The sequence below is a fragment of the Bradyrhizobium sp. USDA 3364 genome (assembly GCF_054056355.1).
Genome location: NZ_JBSRYG010000002.1, coordinates 6,086,909 through 6,105,052 on the forward strand (window position 1 = coordinate 6,086,909; position 18,144 = coordinate 6,105,052).

General features: G+C 60.7%; 18 protein-coding genes and 1 pseudogene. 10 read left to right on the forward strand and 9 right to left on the reverse strand.

What is annotated here, in order from left to right; genetic code table 11:
- The first annotated feature begins 65 nt into the window (after window positions 1-65).
- The 9 genes from ACVILL_RS28405 to ACVILL_RS28445 all read left to right on the forward strand — a co-directional run bounded on the left by ACVILL_RS28405 (window position 66) and on the right by ACVILL_RS28445 (window position 7,907).
- Window positions 66-908, forward strand: a complete 843-nt coding sequence (locus ACVILL_RS28405; RefSeq protein ID WP_456732077.1) for a type II secretion system F family protein — start codon at window positions 66-68, stop codon at window positions 906-908.
- Entirely contained in the window at window positions 905-1,801 is an 897-nt protein-coding gene (locus ACVILL_RS28410) for a type II secretion system F family protein (RefSeq protein ID WP_456732078.1), read from the forward strand. Before ACVILL_RS28405 ends, ACVILL_RS28410 begins: the two co-directional genes overlap by 4 nt.
- A gap of 21 nt (window positions 1,802-1,822) precedes the next feature.
- Complete coding sequence (locus ACVILL_RS28415; RefSeq protein WP_456732079.1) at window positions 1,823-2,302, forward strand: hypothetical protein; 480 nt, start codon at window positions 1,823-1,825, stop codon at window positions 2,300-2,302.
- A 9-nt stretch (window positions 2,303-2,311) separates the two neighbouring features.
- On the forward strand, window positions 2,312-3,631 hold the full coding sequence (locus ACVILL_RS28420; protein ID WP_456732080.1) for a pilus assembly protein TadG-related protein: 1,320 nt from the start codon (window positions 2,312-2,314) through the stop codon (window positions 3,629-3,631).
- Complete coding sequence (locus ACVILL_RS28425; protein ID WP_456732081.1) at window positions 3,628-4,044, forward strand: TadE/TadG family type IV pilus assembly protein; 417 nt, start codon at window positions 3,628-3,630, stop codon at window positions 4,042-4,044. Before ACVILL_RS28420 ends, ACVILL_RS28425 begins: the two co-directional genes overlap by 4 nt.
- A gap of 467 nt (window positions 4,045-4,511) precedes the next feature.
- Window positions 4,512-6,140 (forward strand): type II and III secretion system protein family protein, encoded by a 1,629-nt coding sequence (locus tag ACVILL_RS28430; protein WP_456732082.1) that lies wholly within the window; start codon window positions 4,512-4,514, stop codon window positions 6,138-6,140.
- Window positions 6,141-6,152: 12 nt separating this feature from the next.
- On the forward strand, window positions 6,153-6,554 hold the full coding sequence (locus ACVILL_RS28435; RefSeq protein WP_456732083.1) for a hypothetical protein: 402 nt from the start codon (window positions 6,153-6,155) through the stop codon (window positions 6,552-6,554).
- Between the two features lie 159 nt (window positions 6,555-6,713).
- Window positions 6,714-7,250, forward strand: coding sequence for a tetratricopeptide repeat protein (locus ACVILL_RS28440; protein ID WP_456734384.1), 537 nt, complete (start codon window positions 6,714-6,716; stop codon window positions 7,248-7,250).
- Between the two features lie 138 nt (window positions 7,251-7,388).
- Window positions 7,389-7,907, forward strand: a complete 519-nt coding sequence (locus ACVILL_RS28445) for a hypothetical protein (protein ID WP_456732084.1) — start codon at window positions 7,389-7,391, stop codon at window positions 7,905-7,907.
- 54 nt (window positions 7,908-7,961) lie between these two features.
- Here ACVILL_RS28445 and ACVILL_RS28450 read toward each other — a convergent pair whose 3' ends face one another.
- Entirely contained in the window at window positions 7,962-10,187 is a 2,226-nt protein-coding gene (locus tag ACVILL_RS28450) for a fused MFS/spermidine synthase (protein WP_456732085.1), read from the reverse strand.
- Between the two features lie 453 nt (window positions 10,188-10,640).
- Here ACVILL_RS28450 and ACVILL_RS28455 point away from each other — a divergent pair, with 453 nt between their 5' ends.
- On the forward strand, window positions 10,641-10,886 hold the full coding sequence (locus ACVILL_RS28455) for a hypothetical protein (RefSeq protein ID WP_456732086.1): 246 nt from the start codon (window positions 10,641-10,643) through the stop codon (window positions 10,884-10,886).
- Window positions 10,887-11,063: 177 nt separating this feature from the next.
- Here the strand turns inward: ACVILL_RS28455 and ACVILL_RS28460 are convergent, their stop codons facing one another.
- The 8 genes and pseudogenes from ACVILL_RS28460 to ACVILL_RS28495 form a co-directional block, all read right to left on the reverse strand.
- The gene (locus tag ACVILL_RS28460) at window positions 11,064-11,297 is read right to left on the reverse strand and encodes an ERF family protein (RefSeq protein ID WP_456732087.1); all 234 of its coding nucleotides are present in this window, start codon (window positions 11,295-11,297) and stop codon (window positions 11,064-11,066) included.
- A 264-nt stretch (window positions 11,298-11,561) separates the two neighbouring features.
- Entirely contained in the window at window positions 11,562-12,008 is a 447-nt protein-coding gene (locus tag ACVILL_RS28465; protein ID WP_456732088.1) for a hypothetical protein, read from the reverse strand.
- A gap of 26 nt (window positions 12,009-12,034) precedes the next feature.
- Window positions 12,035-12,355, reverse strand: a pseudogene (locus tag ACVILL_RS28470) (DUF968 domain-containing protein); the annotation flags it as partial.
- Between the two features lie 162 nt (window positions 12,356-12,517).
- Entirely contained in the window at window positions 12,518-13,072 is a 555-nt protein-coding gene (locus tag ACVILL_RS28475) for a hypothetical protein (RefSeq protein ID WP_456732089.1), read from the reverse strand.
- A complete protein-coding gene (locus ACVILL_RS28480) occupies window positions 13,069-14,259 on the reverse strand; it encodes an ERF family protein (protein ID WP_456732090.1) in 1,191 nt (396 codons plus the stop codon). Before ACVILL_RS28480 ends, ACVILL_RS28475 begins: the two co-directional genes overlap by 4 nt.
- The gene (locus ACVILL_RS28485; protein WP_456732091.1) at window positions 14,243-15,106 is read right to left on the reverse strand and encodes a YqaJ viral recombinase family protein; all 864 of its coding nucleotides are present in this window, start codon (window positions 15,104-15,106) and stop codon (window positions 14,243-14,245) included. The genes ACVILL_RS28480 and ACVILL_RS28485 overlap by 17 nt, the downstream gene beginning before the upstream one ends.
- Window positions 15,107-15,832: 726 nt before the next feature.
- Window positions 15,833-17,266 carry a site-specific DNA-methyltransferase gene (locus ACVILL_RS28490; protein WP_456732092.1) on the reverse strand — a complete coding sequence of 478 codons (1,434 nt, stop codon included), beginning with the start codon at window positions 17,264-17,266 and terminating at the stop codon, window positions 15,833-15,835.
- On the reverse strand, window positions 17,266-18,030 hold the full coding sequence (locus ACVILL_RS28495; protein WP_456732093.1) for a DUF5681 domain-containing protein: 765 nt from the start codon (window positions 18,028-18,030) through the stop codon (window positions 17,266-17,268). The genes ACVILL_RS28490 and ACVILL_RS28495 overlap by 1 nt, the downstream gene beginning before the upstream one ends.
- Window positions 18,031-18,144 lie beyond the last annotated feature (114 nt).

Genomic DNA, 18,144 nt, shown 5'->3' on the forward strand with positions numbered 1-18,144 from the left:
CCGTTCTGACGCTGTTGCTTTGCGCAATAGGCGTGTCGCTATGGCTGGACGCTCGAGAGCGGCGCATGGATCGTCAGCTGACGACAGCTCTGCCGGCCTCTCATCCCGCCAGCCTGATCTCCATACGTCGCCTCGAGGCCCGGTCGCGCGTGGCGTTTCTCCATCGCCTGGCAAATTACAACGCCGGAATGGCTTACCCCTGGCGTCCGGTCTATGTGCTGATCGCCGGCTTCCTGGCAGCAGCAGCAGTTATCTATGCCAATCAGCTGTTTGGATTTTCCACCCCTACCGTGTCGATCGCGGCTGGGCTTGTCGGCTTGATGGTCGTGAGAGGTTTGTTCGGATGGCAGCAACGTCGTCTGACCAACCAGCTTTTTAGCCAGCTGCCGGACGCAATCCAGTTGGTGACGAGCACCGTACGATCCGGATTGCCGGTGAACGAGGCATTGAGGGTGGTCGCCCGCGAAATGCCGCAACCGATACAGGGGCATTTCGCGATCGTATGCAGCGAAGTGAGCCTGGGAAAACCTGCCGACGAGGCGGTCGAAGCCGTCTATCAGCGAACACAAGTGCCCGAGTTTGCGATGTTTGCGGTGACGCTGGCAGTCCAGTTGAAGTCGGGTGGCAGTCTGGCCGAAACCTTGCAGACGCTCGGAGACACGGTGACGCAGAGGGTTGCGCTGGCTGCTCGCGCGAAGGCGCTCGCAGGAGAGGTGATCTTTTCGTCCCGTGCGCTGACGTGTGCGCCTTTTATCGTAGGGGGGTTGCTATACCTGGCCTCGCCGCAATCGCTTGACATGCTGTTCTATGACCCCCTCGGAAACAAGCTTCTGGCTTATGCAATTGGGTCGGTGGTTCTGGGTCACTTCGTTATACGTTGGATGATTAGAAGGGAGACAGCAATATGACTGCTGGTCTCAGTCTTGTAGCCGTCGCCATTGTAGCCGCGGCCGCAACTCTGGTGCTGATCATCCGCGAGATTCACACGCGGGCGCTGAACACGCGCGTGTCGAATGCTGTGTTGGGTATCGCTGATCCATCAGTAGGCTCCGCAGACCTGATCGGCTGGTTTTCGTCGATCGGCATGCGCTATCGCCGTTTCTATGCTGACGACAATCTGGACCAGCTGCGAGCGATCCTTCAATCCGCGGGCTTGAATCACCATCGGACGCTGCCGATCTGGATCGGCGTCAAGATTGTCTGCATGGCCTTGTGTCCCATCTTCGCCTTCGTTGCTGCGCAGCTCATGGGGAAGTCGTCCACCAGTGTGCTGATCCTGACGCTCATCGGCCTGGTGATCGGAATCATGGGACCGCGGTTGGTATTGTTGCTGCTGCGTCGGCGTTTTGATGCCGCCATTCGGCTGGGCACGCCAGATACGATCGATTTGCTGGTCGTGTGCAGCGAAGCGGGAATGGGCCTGGAAAGCGGGCTGGAACGTGTGGCGGCTGAGATGGGCCAGACCAATCCCGCCATGGCGCGGGTCTTGAACGGTCTTCTCGACGATCTCCGGATTCTGCCAAATCGCAGCGACGCCTTCGAGAAATTGGGGTCGATGTCAGATGGGCTCCGCCGGTTCGGTACCGTGATCAGCCAAAGCCTGCAATATGGAACGCCATTGGGTCAGGCTTTGCGCACGATTGCCGCCGACTTGCGGAGAGAACGCATTACCAAGCTGGAAGAAAAAGCACACAAGCTGGGTGCCAAGCTGATTATTCCGATGGTGTTGTTTCTGCTTCCGGCCATGTTTATCGTTTTGGGTGCAAGTCCGTTCCTGCACCTCATTCGTACGTTCAAATAAATTCAGGTGCGGATTTGACCCATGAGCACGGTTCGTAACTGGCGAGGTGGGCTTCGGAGCCGTAAGGAGGGTCTGCTGGCGGATCAGCGCGGCGCGGTCGCGTTTGAGATGCCTTTTGTGTACGGGGTGGTGATTTTCACCATGCTCCTGCCGCTCGCCGACCTTGCCTTTGCAGGCTTCCGGTACATATCGGCGTGGGAGGCGTTGCGCGCCTTTGGGCAATCCATTCAGTATTCGCCGCCACCTGATTTCACGAACACATCAAACTGGGCATCAAACGCGATCGCCAAGGCTGATCCCTCGTATCCCATCCCGAGCATCAATCTCCTTTGCGGAGACGGCCAAGCGCAATGCTCCGCCGGCAACACGGCGTCCCCTAAGTTCTATTCGTACACGACGACCGTCACCCTAACACCAATCTTGCTGAAATCCGTGTTGTGCACGAGTGGCACTGGCGATGGTTGTACGTTCACGCTGTCTTACTCACAACGGTTTCAATAGGACATTTCCATGCGCAACATGCTCCGTTGCCGTCGAGGTTCGGCCGCATTCGCAACCGTCGTCGCCCTGGTCCCGCTGATCGGATTCGTTGCACTCGGAGCCGAGGGGGGATCATGGTACGTCACGAAGCAACGCGCTCAGAACGCCGCTGATACAGCGGCCTATTCGAGCGGCTTGTGGTTGGCGTGCTCTCTCGCTCCGTCTACCTGCACCGCCGATACCCAATCGATGGACTATCGCGGCAAGCAATTCGCAGCCCAGAACGCATTCTGCAACACCGGCGACGGAACTGCCTACCCAGGTAGCCGGTGCGTCACCCTTCCGAGCGGTACGTCTCAAACCGTAACGATAACACCCGTGGGATCGGATTCCGTTCAGGCTCGCGTCACCCAGACACAACCAGGATACCTGGCAAAAGTGCTTGGTTTGTCAACGATAACTATCGGCGCAACAGCTGTTGCTCAGGTGAAGACTTTGGCGAACCCATGCGTCCTCAGTCTCCAGGACCCGCTCGCCTTTCAGGGGAGTACAACTGTACAGGCCCAGAAGTGCGGCCTGTCATCGAACAGCACGCAGTCCAACTCCCTCAATTTCACCGGCAACGGTCTTGACGTCAGCAAGGCTGGAGCAATTTCGGGGCAGGGGGATTGTAAAGACAATGGTGGCGGTCAGTGCAGCAAGGCAATCACCTTTGCACCACCCGTGCCCGATCCCCTCGGTGGGCTCAATACATTGATGTCAGCGCTGAAAACGAGCAATTTCACCGGCTCGTGCAATACAACTGCGCTGCTGACGGCATACGATGCCACCCACAAGTGCTACAATAATATGGGTAATGGTGCCAACAAGTTCAATTTTGGCAACATGGCGTACACTCTGAATGGAGTCTACTTTTTGAATGGGAGTGTCACAATCGGTGGCAGCACCATCATCAAAGGAACGGCCACTCTCATATTGATGCCCGGATCGTCGTTGACGATCAATGGCAATCCAGTCATCCAGCTTACGGCGCTAAGCACGGTAACGACCGCGCAGGTCCCAGCCGCATTGGCCTCGCTTGTCGGCTTGATGAGCAACTTGCTGATTTATGATCCAGAAAAAACTACAGGCAACCAGAGTGTCAAGATAACGGGAAGTTCTGACAGCTTCTTCACTGGCATTACATATGCGCCGAATGCCGACATCGTCTACCAGGGCAGCACAGCGAGTTCGACGTGCGTGGAAGTCATAGCAAAAGGCGTCACGTTGTCAGGTAACTCCAATTTTGACAATTCGGGATGTCCCGCAAGCTCCAAGATCGTCAGTCAATACGTTCGATTGGTGCAATGATGAGAAAGCTCGATCAGCGCGGTGTCGCGGCGTTGGAGTTCTCTCTTGTCGCAGCGGCCCTGTTCGCCGTCATGTTCGCCGTCTTCGATCTCGGGCGTTATGCCATGACCGTGCAATCGTTGCGGCGGCTTGCAGACGCCGGTGCCCGCGCGATCATGATCAACTGCTACACGGACGCTGCAATCGCAAAAAAGGCACCGAGTTGCAGCGGTGATCCCCTCTCGTCCACAGCAGACAAGCGTGACGCTGCCCCGTTTCTGTTTCTCGGCGGTCTCACGCCGACGCTGAGTGCGACCGGAAGCTCCCCAATCGTCGTTACGGCATCTCAACCGGGTTTCACCATGATCATGCCGATCTGGGGCGCAAAATTCCAGGCGCCCAGCGTGTCCACCCAAATACCCTCTCCGGTCTAGGGCAAGTTCGTCCGGCTGTTGATGTGGCAACCGGCGCCGGCAGACGATCCACGGGCCAACCCAAACGGGGCCGGTGGCTCGCAGGTCCGGACGCGGCAAACTGCTGCAAAAACGAAGTGCGGATCGGCCCGGGCAGGGCGGGAAAAAGTGGTGCTCGCTGGCAACATCGGTGAGTTTTCTCTGGGGGCGCGACGTCCCGGTGCGGCTCTCGCCTTGCCAACGAGGCGAATGACGGATGATGATCCTCATGCCGCGTTTGCGGCCGGCGGGAGAGGTGTCCCCAGCGGAGCCTGAACTGATTTGGTGCGATCGATCAGCGCACGCCGGGATATGGAATTGCAAAGTAACGAATTTATAGTGAGACCAAGAGTAATCTCGGATGGCGTGGTGCGTGCAGGGGAGAGTTGCCAGGGTGCCGAGGCCGTAAATTTACGGGGATGAAATTGGATCGCGGCGAGGGGAAGCGAATGTGTGGCGGTCGCGTTTCGGGCATGGGAAGTAGGAAGCTTGTCGCCGTAAGTGCGATAGCGCTTGGCGCAGCGCTCGCCTCGTTTGGCTCGGCAGACCGCGCGGCGGCTGCGGACCGGCGGACCTCCAGCGGCGGCGTCTTCGTCAGCGAGATGACCGACGTCCAGCGGGTCAGGTTGACCGTCAACAAGTCGCGCACCTTCAGGGTCGATCAGGCATTCTCGACCATCGTGGCCGGCTCGCCCGAGATCGTCGACGTGAAGTCGCTGAGCGACCACCTCATCTACGTCCAGGGCAAGAAGACCGGCACCACCAACGTCATCCTGTTCGACAGCTCGATGAAGCAGATCGGCATTCTCGATGTTGAGGTGACCGTCGACATCGGCAATCTGCAGCAGAACATCTCGGCCGGCACGGGTACGCGCGGCATTCGCGTGTCTGCGTCCGAAGGCCAGGTGGTGCTGAGCGGAATGGCGGCCGATGCGGTCGCCGCGGAGAAGGCGCTGACGATTGCCAAGGGCAGCGTCCCCGAGGGCGGCATCGTCGTCAATGCCATGAGCGTTGCGGCGCCGCAGCAGGTGATGCTCGAGGTGCGCTTCCTCGAGGTCTCCAGGCAGGCAGGGCGTGACCTCGGCGTCAATCTTTTTGCGGCGAACGCGAATGGCACCAATGTTGCCAACACTGGGTTCGGCAGCGCCACGGCGGGCCGTGCGCCTATTGGTGGCATCAATACTAACGGCAATGTCGGCGCACCTCCTACCGGGAGCCTTCCACTGCTCGCGACGGCTGGAACGCTTGTCGGTTCTGCCGGCGGCATATCTCCTGCTCCGTTTGGAAGCCTGCTGACCAGTATCTTGAGGACCAGCAACGGCAGCTCCGTGGACCTTCTGATCACTGCGCTGGAAACGAAAGGACTCGCGCGCCGGCTGGCCGAGCCGAATCTGACTACGCTATCTGGCGACGCCGCGCGCTTCCTGGCCGGCGGTGAATTTCCGGTGCCGATCCCGAACACGACGACGAACGGCTTTCCGACCGTAACGATCGACTACAAGAAGTTCGGCGTCGAGCTGGCCTTCGTACCCACCGTGCTCTCGCGCGGGGTCATCAACCTACGGGTCGAACCCTCGGTCAGCGAGCTCGATTTTTCCAATGCGGTGACGATCCAGGGCACGACGGTGCCATCTTTGACACGCCGCGACGCGCGCACCACGGTCGAACTGCGCGACGGCCAGAGCTTTGCAATCGCAGGTCTCTTGCAGACCCGCAACCGGCAGGACGTTTCGCAATTGCCCTGGATTGGCTCGGTGCCGGTGCTTGGAAGCCTGTTTGGCAGCAAGTCGTACCAGCAGGAAGAAACCGATCTGGTCATCATCGTGACGCCGCGCCTGGTCGCGCCGGCGGCGCCCGGCCAGCAGCTGGCATCGCCGCTCGACTCCCGCCTGCCGGCCAACGATGTCGACTTCTTCCTCAACGGCCAGATGGAAGTGCGCAAGCGCTATGACGACTACGTCAACTCCGGCGGCGACGTGAAGGGGCCTTACGGCCACATCATTGCGCCCAATGCAATCGTGCCCGTTCCGCCTCCGGCCGTTGGTGCAAACCAGCCGGTCGTGAAGGCGCTGAACTGAGAGGAGGCGAGGATGACCATCAGGTATCTGGCCCTGCTCGCACCGTTCCTGCTCGGCGGCTGCTACGGCGTTTACGGTCATGACGAGATGGACCGCTACGTCCAGCGTTCCGACACCATCACGATGAGTGCCGGTAACGCCAAGGAGGTCAACGCGGCCACCCATACGATCCATCCATGGCCGGCTTATGTCGGCGATCGCAGGATCGCGTACGACGCGCGGCGCACGGGCGGTGCAGTGACACGCTATGGCAATCAGCAACGCCCACTGGATCAACTGCCCGACATGGGCGATCCGACGAGGGCAATGGGCCAGGCGCCGCCCGTCACCACAATTCAGAATGTCAACACAACCGGATTGGGAGCGGGGACCGGTGGATCGGTGGCAATCGGGGTAGGAGGCGGAGGCAGGTAACAGTGACCTGAAGGGTCTCGGCTCGAAGGGGAAGATGCGACGTTGGCTTCTGGCACTGACCAGCTGTTTCGGTCATGCCGTCTGTTTTTCGTAGGTAGTTTCGCGATGATGTTTCGATTGGTGCAGGAAATGCGCTGGGACTGGGGAGTGGGGCGAGGATTGCATCGTCTTGCGCCAGCGTTGATCTGTTGCGGCTTGGCGACCGGCCTTGGGGCCTGTGACTACACGACGCGGGAAGCCGCGATCGTCGCGCCCGTGGATCCGCCGGGCGGCGACCCCGTGCAGGAGCCGACCGACGTCAAATATTATCCTTCCGACGAGCCGGTGCGGCTGGGCTTGGAGCATTACAACCGCGGCAATTACGGAATGGCGCAGCGCTATTTCAAGGATGCGGTCGAGAAATCGCCGAAGGACGTGACCGCCTGGGTCGGCCTCGCGGCGAGCTATGACAGGATTCGCCGCTTCGATCTCGCCGATCAGGCCTACGCGCAGGCGATCCGACTTGGCGGCGAGACCGTCCAGATCCTCAACGACCAGGGCTACTCCCTCATGCTGCGCGGCAATCTGTCCGGCGCACGGCGGAAGTTCGAGAAGGCGTATTCGCTCGATCCGGGTAACCCGGTCATCGCCAACAACCTCGAGCTTCTCAACGGCAGCCGGAAGTTCATTGAGCGGCCGCCGAACAATCAGCCTTAAGCTCGATCGCGCTATAACATCTTGATTTTAATAATGTTTCTGCGCCTAGCCGACGCGGCGAAAGGGCGCGCGTTAAGACAAGTTAAAGGCTTTGGAACCAAGATAGGCCAGACGTTTTTTTGACGTATGGCTTACTCCATGGATCGACTTTTCAAGCTGCAATTTCTCGGCCCATCCGTGCTCTTCGCCGCCACGCTTGGCGCTGAACTGGCTGCGCAAGCATTGCAATATTCGCCCAGCTCCGAACTGCTCTGGCTGATCAATCTCAAGATCTTCGGCATCTTTCAGCGCAGCCACGCCTTGTTGAGCGAGTACGTCGCGGTCGACGGCTTTCAGCTCTTCGGGATAGCGCTGCCGCTCTTCCTGCTGGCCTGCCTCGGGCTCGTGGCCAAGGCGAGACCCGCCTTCACCATCGCAACCCATTTGAGCGCGGGCTATGCGGGTTTCCTGGTTTACTCCTGGCAAGCCGGTGTGCCTACCACGGCACAAGCGTCGCTCGGATCGATCGCGATCCCGTCCGGTGCTGGCCTGTACGTGATGATGACGATCCTGGGCGCCTGCTTGCTGTCATTTGCGATCACGCACGTGCTTTATCTGCAGGCCGTGCGGAACGAGATCGGGTCCCTGATGCGCTGGCTGTGGCCTGTCTCGGCGTAACGGCTGTCTTGCTTGCTTGAGCGCACCGGACGGCTCGCTGCGAAGCAAGCCGGATCAACGGTGAAGCTTCGCGTCGAGAACCGCACCAAGAATGTTGGCGTAGTCATCGGTCCACGCATCTCTCGAACTGGAATCGAGGTGCGTCCATCCCTGCGCCGGCAAATCGCCAAGGTCCGCTACACTTCGAGCAAACACGACGACATCAGCTGGAGCACGTATATCGTCGTTGGTCATGGCCGGCGGGACCTGCGCTTTGACAAAAACAGCGAGACGTTCTGCGGCGCCGACCGCGGCCGCCGGCCCCCGCAGCGCCATGTGCCGGTTCGAGATATGCAGAACTATGACGCCGTGGGCGGTGAGGTGCGATAAATATGCGGCGAATGCCTCGCGCGTCAGCAGATGCACAGGGATGGCATCGGAGGAGAACGCGTCGAGCACGATCAGATCATAGCGCTCAGCCGATGCGGTCAGGGTCAGCCGTGCATCTCCGAGCACAATGCGGATGTCTGGTGCGCATTCCGCCAGGAAGTGGAACAGCGCCGGGTCGCGTGCGATCCGGACCACATGCGGGTCGAGCTCGAAGAATGTCCAGTCCTCGCCATCTCGGCGATGGCAAGCAAGGCTGCCGGCGCCGAGCCCGACTACCGCAACTCGCGCCAGCCGTCCTTGCGCGCGGCGGGCTGCTGCAATCGCATCGCTGATCGGCCCGCCGAAATAATAATATGTGGTCGGTTCGGGGCGGCCGCTGACCGGCGTTCCATCCGCATTGCGGATGCGTTCGGCGCCATGCAGGGTCGTACCGTGCAGCAGCAGTCGGAAGTGCCCGGAGCGGTCTTCGACCACGCGATGCACGCCGAAGAAGCTGCGGATTTGCTCGACCGGTGCGAACAGGGGATCGAGCTTGGCGATCACGAAGGCCAGCACCGCAAGGCCGAAGAACATTGCCGGTTGCCGCCGCACCAAAACCATGACACCGGCCAGCACAATGAGCGCGATATCAATGGCCAGCGCGGTGCTGGCTGGAATGCGGACGTGCAGCCAGACAATACCGAGAGCCGCCGCGGCCAATGCGAGAGCGGGACCACTCTTCCACAAAAACCGTCCCGGCCCGCCGTCAAACGCGCCGGGCATTGCCAGCAGTCCGGCCAGCACCAGGATGGGATACTCGACGACACCATTGAATATGTGTGGTGCGATCAACCCCGCGAAGATCCCGCCAAGCATGCCGCCGAATGAGGTCCACAGATAGAATTCCGTCAGGCGTGCCGGCACCGGCCGGCGACGATAGAGTTCGCCATGGCAGGCGAGGGCGATCACTAGAAAACTCGCAAGATGCGTCACCAGCACGGCGCTCAAATACGGCCGAACCACGGTAGACGCGGTTGCGACGATAGCCACTGCAGCGAATGGCATCAGCTTCAGCACGCGTTCGTGCGCCACCCAGGCACGGTCGCGGAAGATCGCCACGAAGGTCAGAAGGTAGAGCGATAACGGCAGAACCCAGAGGAAGGGCGCCGCCGCCAGGTCGACCGAGATCGCAGCCGTGACGGCGACCACAAGACCCGCCGGAATCGCGGCGAGCGCCGTCCACATCGCACGTTCGGCGATCGTGGGAGCGGCGACCTCGCCCGGCCGGTTGATCGAAGGTTTCGATGCGCGACCGAGCGTGATCGCCGCCGTCGCAATGAGCAATACAAGAAAGAAATAGCCGAACGACCACATCTGGGTCTGCGCGTGAAGCGTAGACAGCGGCTCGACGATGAAAGGATACGTCATGAGCGCTACAAACGATCCAAGATTGGACGCCGCATATAGAAGGTAGGGATTTGCAGCGTGCGGGTGGCCGCTCGCCGCGAACCAGTTTTGCAACAAGGGGGCGGTAGCGGCGAGCGCGACGAACGGCAACCCGATCGATGCGGCAAACAATGTCAGCAGCCAGAGCTCGAGCCCGTCCTGCGGCGCGGCCTCGAATCCGTGAGCGATTCCGATTGGCAGCATGGCGGCGGCAATTGCCAGGAAGGCAAGATGGACGAGGGCCGAGCGGGGCGGCGACAGCATGCGGCTGAGCAGGTGTGCGTAAGCATAACCCAGCAATAATGCCGACTGGAAGAAGACCATTGCGACTGACCAGATGGCCGCGGCGCCGCCGAGCCGTGGCAGTACCATCTTTGCGAACATCGGCTGGATTGCAAAAAGCAAAAGCGCCGAGAGGAACAGCGCCGCGGGGTAAACGACAGGCGCCAAACGCACGGTTCGCGCCAACGCCGTCTGAGAATCCATCTGACCATCGAAATGCATAAGTCGCTACTATGCCTGCCCGCGGTAGCTGGCGCTAAAATCGACGCCAGAAATCGGTCGCTGAAATCGGAAAAGTATATGCTTATGGATGCGTCAAGGCATCCTCGAAACAGAAGGGTTCACCCCTTAAGGATAACACCGCGAAGACAACTCACCTGGGAACCGGAAAAATTCACCACCACGTTCCTGCGAAACTTGCCGTTTTCAATGGTTCTGGCGCAATCGCCGTGAGTCAACGATAGGGTGGCCGCCTTTAACTTGCAAATCGATCGATGGTCTTAGCTTGTGAGGGCACGGTTAATCCGTATGATCACGGGGTTGCGAAAATGCAGTGATTTTCCACTGGCAGACCATCTCATCGACGAACCAAAATGGCGGACGTCCGGAGCGGCTCGGCTCAGAAGCCGATGAAGCGCGAACCAACGGGGGTGAATGGTGGATAACGACAAGCTCGACGAGCGCCTCAGCTATCTGGAGGGACAAGTCTCTCGATTACTAACGGCCCTTTGCTGCGCGCTCAGTGTCATACTCGTGTTCATCTTCTATGACCGACGTACATTTTATTTCGACCAGGATTTCGCCACCACACTCGCAAGAATGGCTGGAGTCGTCGCGTTAGCCTTCCTGGTAGGCTGGCCAATCGTGCGGTGGGTCGTCGGCAAGAAGTCGGAACCGCGTTAGGCTAATCCCGCGCGGACCGTCCATCGCACGGTTTGGAATGGTCCGATCATCGTGGGTAAGCCTCCCTGCCAGTATTTGTTCCCTCAGTTGGCCTGATTGATCCAGCCTGAGTAGGCGAAGCCGCTGCGTATCACCTCTGTTTCCTTTGACTTCGGGCTGATTGCCGGCTCGAAACTCTCAGGGCAGCGGGCCGCTGTGGCGTCCGGCGCATCCAAGTCGTCCTCGCCCTATACCCACAAGGGCAAAGAGAGCGTAGCGCCGGGCATAAGTGAGGGCGATTCCCATCTGGTGTGCAGCATTGATTTCGCTGACCGCACACACCAGCCACTCCAAGGATATCCGTTCTCCGGACGAATGCGCTAAGAGCGTTGTCAAACGAACAAGGCCCGTCGCTTGGTCGATACCTGTCATTCAAGGCGATAGCCCTACGACGCACACCCCTGCGATATGCGCGAGCTCGCGGGCGATTCATGCTGGCAAAATGACTCAATAAGCCGATCATCGTCTTCAAGAGAGCTCATCGCGGCCAGGCTCACCGGTTTCGCCGGAACCGAGACGCCAAACACGCTAGCCTAGGAGGCGATGTCTCTCGATCTCCCTGACGAGCATGAGCCGTTTGGACTGCGCGGCACTGAGCAGGCCCTCGAACAAGACGAAGATCTCGCGCGCCTGGACCTAGACATCGGTGTTGATGGAGTGCTGATCGAAACCGTACCACGCCAGTCGCGCCTCGATTTCGGTCGTCGCAACAGGATCGAGCCGCCAACTCAGCGCGTTATGACGTGTGTAGTAGTCGGCCTCGCCTTCGAACCCAGGCGCGACCCCGGCCATATCGATGCGGCGTAAGGCGGCCTCGATCGCGTTTTGCCGGTAGGTCGCAAGCAGCCGGTGACGCAAGAGGCGGTAGCGCTGGATCTCCCAGGACAGTTCAGCGACGTCGATGGCAAGCAGCCATTCGATGGTCGATCGCGGCGCCAAATCGACGAAGATCACCCGCCGCAGCGCGTGGTAGTGGTCAAGGCTCTCACCGGGGAGCAGCAGGGGAGCCGGCGCCAACACCTCAAACGCGACCGGCGGCGTTGTTGCGGTCAGCCCATGCGCGGTTTGGAACGGCCCGTTCATCGTGGGGAAGCCTCCGACCCCAGGCGTCAGGGAGCGGCCGGGCCCACCGTCGCCGTGAGCGGGCGGTGGACCGGACTTGCCGTCCACAAGTCATGCGCCACCCGCAATGGCTCGATCTTCAGGTTCGCCCACCAAGCCCTTTCATTGCCCTGTCGATGCAGTTCGTGGTGATGGGCGCGGCACAACGGGACATTGTACTCGTCGCTGACCTTGCGGCCGAGAGCCTTGGGTTGAGCGAACTTCAGATGGTGGGCATCGCACGGGCTTTGCCGGCAAACGAGGCAAGGCTGTTCCCGGACAAGCAGCAAGTGCGCCTTGCTGCGCTTGCGCACGGGCTCTTTGGGAAAGCAAGATTGATCGTCGCATCGCTTGGGGTGTTCTCGAACCTCGACTGCTTCATTTCCGTCTCCTTTCAGGTGACGAATTCTGCCACTCCTGGAGCAGATTGCGAGGCGCGGGTCACGACATCGATTGAACTCCCTCCAACGTGGGCGTCCTACTGCGATAACCTATCGACCGTTACGACAGTGATCGATTTCCTTGAGCAAGAGCGTTCGGCGCTTCTGGGCCGCAATCAACAGTCCCTCGAACATCAAGAAGGTTTCCCTGGTTTCGACAAAGACCTCCAGGTTCAACGATTGCTGGTCAAATCCGTAAGCCGCCAGGCGAGCCTCGATTTCGTGCGCGGCGGCGCGATCCGACCGCCAGCTTAGGGCATTTTGACGGAGGTGGGTGCTGGCGTCGTCGGCGAATTCCGGTGCGATGCCCGCGAGGTCGATGCGGCGCAGCGCGGCCTCGATCGCTTGCTGGCGGTGGTCCCCCAGGAGCGCGTGGCGCAGCAGTCGGTAGCGGCGGATTTCCCATGAGAGCTCCGCGATATCGATGGCGCGCAGCCATTCGAGGGCCGATCGCGGCGCGAGGTCGGCGAAGACGGCCTGCTGCAGCAGATGATAGGCTTCGAGACTCTCGCCGGGCAGCAACAGCGGCGCGGGTATTAAGGCCTCAAGCTCTAGCGGCAGCGCGGTGATCGCCAGTTGACGGGCGGCGGGGACGGCCCCGTTCATGACGCGGCGGCCTCCCGACCGACGCTGGCGGCGCGCGCGCCGTTGTCAATAGGCTCCGTGCGGGGTTCCTGGACGGGGCTTGCCGTCCACAGCCCCTGAGCGATCGGCAGGGGTGTGATCTGCAGGTTGGCCCACCAGGCCTTTTCGTTGCCATGGCGGTGCAGATCCTGGTGGTGGGTGCGGCAGAGAGGCACGGTGAACTCGTCGCTGACCTTGCGGCCGAGCGCTCGCGGCTGGGCGAACTTGAGGTGGTGGGCGTCGGTCGGGGTCTGTTTGCAGACGAGACAAGGCTGTCCCCGGACGAAGAGCAGATGCGCCTTGCTGCGCTTGCGAGGGCTCTCCTTGGGTAAAGCGAGCCCGGCGTCGCCAGCATCGTGAAGAGCGTGATCTTGTCCGGCCTCGGCGCCCGCCGCGGCTTCCGGCCGCGGCCGTGGGGCGGAGGCCGGCGACGCTGATGCGGACGGCTCGCCCTTTGGCTCGTCGGTCGCGGGAGACACCGTCTCAAGCCGCCGCTGGTAGGCGGCCTCAACGCGCCGGGCGTCATCCTCGATGAGGGTGTTCTTGTGCGGCAGGTTCGCCTTGGCCCAGGTGAGCAGGTCCTCGGTCGAGCGAGAGGTCTCGAGCTGGGTCAGCAGCCGCACGCAGAGCACGGCGGATTGCTCGCCGCCAAGCACCGCCGGACGGTTGAGGACGCCCTTGGCGGGCTTTGCCTTCGATCCGGGGACACTTTGGGGCTCGACGGCCGGTGGTGGGCCGGCCATCGCGTCGGGCGCGTCCAGATCATCCTCGCCGGCAATCCCGACCAGGGCGAACAGCGCGTAGCGACGGGCATAGGTTAAGGCCGCGCCCATGCGGTGCGGCGCCTCGGTGTCCTTGGCGGCGCAGACCGGCAGATCGGAGGAGATCCACTCCCCGGAGGAATGCGCGAGCAGGGTGGTTAGATGAATCTGCCCGCTGGCCGCCTCCAGACGGGTGGTCTGGACGGTGGCGATCTCCTGCTGGCTCAAGGTTTTGCGGACGATGTCGAGGCCGCTTGCGAGCGAGGCGTAGCGGAAGGTCCGATCATCCTCCCTGGGGAAAGGCGAGCGGATGGTGGCGGTGAGCGTCTTTTCGGGGTTGACGAGGTCGGCCTGGGCCCTGGCCAGGGCCGCGGCGATGGCGCCGATCTGCTCACTGGACTGCAGCATCGGCGTTCTCCATCTCGATGGCATCGAAGCTGATGGCGCCGGATTTGGACCGTTTGGCGCGCACGCCGTGGCCGGTCGCCTCTTTGGCATCCTCGGGGACGAGCGTCTTCAGGTCCGCTTTCGCCACCTCGTGGTCGCCATGGGCGACCCGGGTGCGCAGATAGGTCGCGGCAAGCTCCGCCCAGAGATTGGACCCGCTCATGTCAACCACCTTGACCGCCTCCAGCCGCGGCCGCGGCGGCTCCACGTCGAACAGGGCCGGCGGCTCGCCTGTCTGAACGCAGCGCCAGAACTTCTTCTCGGCGGTGAGCAGGAGATGCTGGTAGAGCGGATCGGCGTGAACCTTGATCTCGACCCATTTGCCGCCACCGGTGATCACCGACAGCGCGGCCGAGCGCGCCGCGATCACCCACATGTTGTGCTGCAGCTGCGCCATGTGCTTTGCAGCAGCTGTCTCTTCGGTGAAGGCCCAGGGCAGCATGAACTTGGCCTCGAACACCGCGCCGGTCGGCTCGACGATGCCGTCCAGGGTTGCGGCCATCCAGCGATGGACGGGATGCCGGACCCGCTTCTGGACGTCCGCAATGGTGTGCCCGCTGTGGCGCTGGTACCAAGAGCGGTTCAACTCTTCGGTGATGCTGCCGAGCTGCACAACAAGATTGTTGGAGAGGTCTTCCGGCGCGATTTCGCCGCGCTTCTCCCGCCACAGCCGCGCGAGGTCCGCGGCATCCTGGCCCATGATGACGCGCGCATCCGAGCCGCCGATGAAATGACGGCGATCGGCCGGATTGAACTTGACGAGTTGGAATTGTGGCTCTGTGACGCCACCGGTCTGAACAGCACGCATCGGTCTCTCCTGATGTGAACAGCGCGGCGATGGTTGCCGCACTGCCCAAACCCCGCGGGATGCGAGGTGAGAGACCGAGGCCGTTTTTTGCCCGGCCGACTCAGTAACGCTCCAGTGGCGTGGGAATGCCAGTCCTTTCTGCAGCAACAATCTTGCTCTTTTGCGCGCCAAAGCTTGATGCGGAGAGCGGATCGGAGCGAGCTGGTGGACGTGACCGATAACGGGAGAATATAGCATGGCGTCAGAGCGACAAATCGAAGCCAATCGCAACAACGCTAGGCGCAGTACAGGCCCGAAGACCGGCCAGGGCAAGGCCCGATCAAGTCGGAATGCGCTGCGTCACGGCCTGTCGCGGCCGGACGCGCATGACGGTGCAGTGTACGAGGCGTCGAGACGGGTTCTTCTGGATCAGTTGGCGCAAGAGTCGCCCTCGATCGAACCAACCGATATCGCGAGCGCCCAGTTGGAGCTAGCCCGCGTTCGCGCCGTGCGTCACGCATTGCTTGCGGCCTACCTAGCGGCGCCCGATGCAACATTGGCAAAGCGGCTATGGGGCCTTGCGCGTTATGAACGTGCGGCGTTTGCACGGCAGAAGCGGATGATGCGAGGGCGCAGGGGAGCGAAGCCGAGCTGACAGCTGATAAAAAAAGCCAAGCTGGAATCCTTGCAGTATCAATAGTCACCGCAACCGGAACTCTGAATCATTCTTGAGCGCTTCCCAAAAACTTACTGGCGTCCGTCGCGTTCGTCATTACGTCTGCGCGCCGCAACCGTTGCGAAGGGTTCCCCGGTGTCGGCGAGGATCGCGGTCGTGCGCGTTGCCGTTTCATAGCGTCGGATGATGATATCCACGTAGCGTGGATCAAGCTCGACGCCGCAGCACAGCCGTCCGGTATTCTCGGCGGCCATAAGGGTTGACCCGGAGCCGAGGAAGGAGTCGAGGACAATCTCGCCGCGGTTGGTTAGATCGATCAGCGCATCCTGCAACATTGCGGTTGGCTTCACGGTCGGATGATCCTGAAGACCTTTCCGGGCGTCGGATCCAACTGAGGATGCGCCGGGATAGGTCCATAAGTTCGAGCGGTGGCGGCCTCGCTTGCCAAGAGCGATGTTGTTTACGTGCGGGGCGCTTCCTTTCTTGAAGAGCGGCAGCAGTTCGTGCTGAGATCGGTAGAGGCTCCCCATGCCGGCGTTGGTTTTCGCCCAGACGATGAGATTGAGAGGGATCAATCCCAAGGCGGTTGCGGCGGAGTGCGCGATGGGCAGGCCACGCCAATCGATGAACGTACCGAGGAGTCCTCCGTCCACTAGATAGGGAAGGATGGCATCCATCCATTTCTGATTAAAGTCGCGGAACTGTGCATCAGTCATTTCTCCGGAGGCCATCACGAATTCCCGATGCTCGCCTCCGGTCACATGGCCTCCGATCGCGACATTGAACGGTTCATCTGTAAAGACCAAGCGGGCGACATCGGTCCGCATCAACCGACTGAGAACGGCCGGATCGGTGGCATCCCCGCAGATCAGGCGATGAGACCCGAGCAGAAACAGGTCGCCGACCTGAGCGATCGCAGAGTCCTCGGATGGCGCAAGGTCAGCGGCTTCGTATCCATCCAGGTCGGCGCCGATGATGACTTGGTCAATTTCGTCGGAACCAAAGCCGGAAATTTCAATTGGCGCGTCGGCGATAATGAGTTCCCTGAACTCAGCTTCCAGTTCGCCAAGGTCCCAGGTGCCTTTTTCGCCCAATCGATTGACGGCTAATCGGAGCAAGCGCTGCTCGGTCTCGTCCAGGTGATCGACGCGAATGCACGGCACAGATGATAGGCCGAGCACTTTAGCGGCCTCTAACCTCGAATCCCCATCGACCACTACGTTATTTTTGCCGACCAGGAGAGGCACATTGAATCCCAGCGTGCGGATCGAATTCGCAATTTCACGAACGTGCGCGGGATCGCTCTTGCGGAGTTTGCGTGCGTGCAATTTTAGTCCGTCGACGGGGCAGAGCTCGATGCGAAGCGCAGGAAGCATGTCGTTTCGGCTGGGCCGCAGGCCGGCTTTTTCCGCCTCGGCATTCCTTGCCGCGGCCTTTCGGCGCGAACGCCCCTTGGCTTTCAACCCCTCACGTAAACTGTCTCGGCTCAAACCGTCGTCAGTCATCAGGCATCGTCCAGGGTGTCATCTTTTGGTTCGGGCGGCTTTGGCTGAAGGGTACGCCGGGATATTTGAAGCGCCCTGTGCCTTATGTTTCTCGCGGCGTCTCTCTGGAGAAAGACGTAGTATTTTTTCAGTTCTTTGAGCTCTCGCCTCAGCAATTTGTTTGTTGGGTCGTCCTCGAGGGCCTTCTCGATTTCGAAATACCGCTGCACTGACTCAAGTACGTGCGGCCGAACAGCTTCGCGCGCGCGAGCCTGGTCCTTGCTGGTCGGCCCGTCAATTGTGACTTCACCGGTGGTCTCATCGGTGATGATGTCATCTGGGTGGGGGTAAATATCCGGAGGATCAAGCCCCTCACGTTCGTGTTGTTCGAAAATTGGCCCGTACTTTTCTTTGTATTGGGCCGCATACTGTAACATCTCCACCGCAGCGGCAGTCCGCTGGCCTTCCGCGCGCGCAATCAAGTCCATCAGTTGACGTGCAGCTTTGATATCTCCCTTCGCAGCGGCTCTGAACATGGTTCGAAGCAGAGCCTGCATCGCAGGCATCTTCGAGGTCGTTTCGCCTTCGCGAACCGTGACCGGCCGCGTCGCTTCATTGAGGGCCATGGCTGCCAAGCGGTCAGTAATCCCGCCGCCTACAGCTCCAAGTCCAGCTTGGGCTTTTTTCTTTGGCCGCCCGCTACGGTTGCCGGATGCCCCCTTCTTGAATTGGTGCTCGATGGGTGGCTTGCGATAGTTGTCGGACCGGGAGTCTTTGGACGACATGGCCAAGCTCGCTTACCCCTGTTATGGAACCGTATTCACCCTGTTATTGAGTCGGGATTGCCTGATTTGACGGTCAGGCAGATTTAGGGTGTTATCGTTGCAAATCAATAGGAT

Bases quoted from the DNA above. Each gene is read 5' to 3' on its own strand.
- ACVILL_RS28445 (WP_456732084.1), top strand. From the start codon at position 7,389: ATGGATCGACTTTTCAAGCTGCAATTTCTCGGCCCATCCGTGCTCTTC.
- ACVILL_RS28475 (WP_456732089.1), bottom strand. From the start codon at position 13,072: ATGAACGGGGCCGTCCCCGCCGCCCGTCAACTGGCGATCACCGCGCTG.
- ACVILL_RS28460 (WP_456732087.1), bottom strand. From the start codon at position 11,297: ATGACAGGTATCGACCAAGCGACGGGCCTTGTTCGTTTGACAACGCTC.
- ACVILL_RS28415 (WP_456732079.1), top strand. From the start codon at position 1,823: ATGAGCACGGTTCGTAACTGGCGAGGTGGGCTTCGGAGCCGTAAGGAG.
- ACVILL_RS28425 (WP_456732081.1), top strand. From the start codon at position 3,628: ATGATGAGAAAGCTCGATCAGCGCGGTGTCGCGGCGTTGGAGTTCTCT.
- ACVILL_RS28480 (WP_456732090.1), bottom strand. From the start codon at position 14,259: ATGCTGCAGTCCAGTGAGCAGATCGGCGCCATCGCCGCGGCCCTGGCC.
- ACVILL_RS28465 (WP_456732088.1), bottom strand. From the start codon at position 12,008: ATGAACGGGCCGTTCCAAACCGCGCATGGGCTGACCGCAACAACGCCG.
- ACVILL_RS28430 (WP_456732082.1), top strand. From the start codon at position 4,512: ATGTGTGGCGGTCGCGTTTCGGGCATGGGAAGTAGGAAGCTTGTCGCC.
- ACVILL_RS28435 (WP_456732083.1), top strand. From the start codon at position 6,153: ATGACCATCAGGTATCTGGCCCTGCTCGCACCGTTCCTGCTCGGCGGC.
- ACVILL_RS28495 (WP_456732093.1), bottom strand. From the start codon at position 18,030: ATGTCGTCCAAAGACTCCCGGTCCGACAACTATCGCAAGCCACCCATC.
- ACVILL_RS28420 (WP_456732080.1), top strand. From the start codon at position 2,312: ATGCGCAACATGCTCCGTTGCCGTCGAGGTTCGGCCGCATTCGCAACC.
- ACVILL_RS28405 (WP_456732077.1), top strand. From the start codon at position 66: ATGGATCGTCAGCTGACGACAGCTCTGCCGGCCTCTCATCCCGCCAGC.
- ACVILL_RS28490 (WP_456732092.1), bottom strand. From the start codon at position 17,266: ATGACTGACGACGGTTTGAGCCGAGACAGTTTACGTGAGGGGTTGAAA.
- ACVILL_RS28485 (WP_456732091.1), bottom strand. From the start codon at position 15,106: ATGCGTGCTGTTCAGACCGGTGGCGTCACAGAGCCACAATTCCAACTC.
- ACVILL_RS28410 (WP_456732078.1), top strand. From the start codon at position 905: ATGACTGCTGGTCTCAGTCTTGTAGCCGTCGCCATTGTAGCCGCGGCC.
- ACVILL_RS28450 (WP_456732085.1), bottom strand. From the start codon at position 10,187: ATGGATTCTCAGACGGCGTTGGCGCGAACCGTGCGTTTGGCGCCTGTC.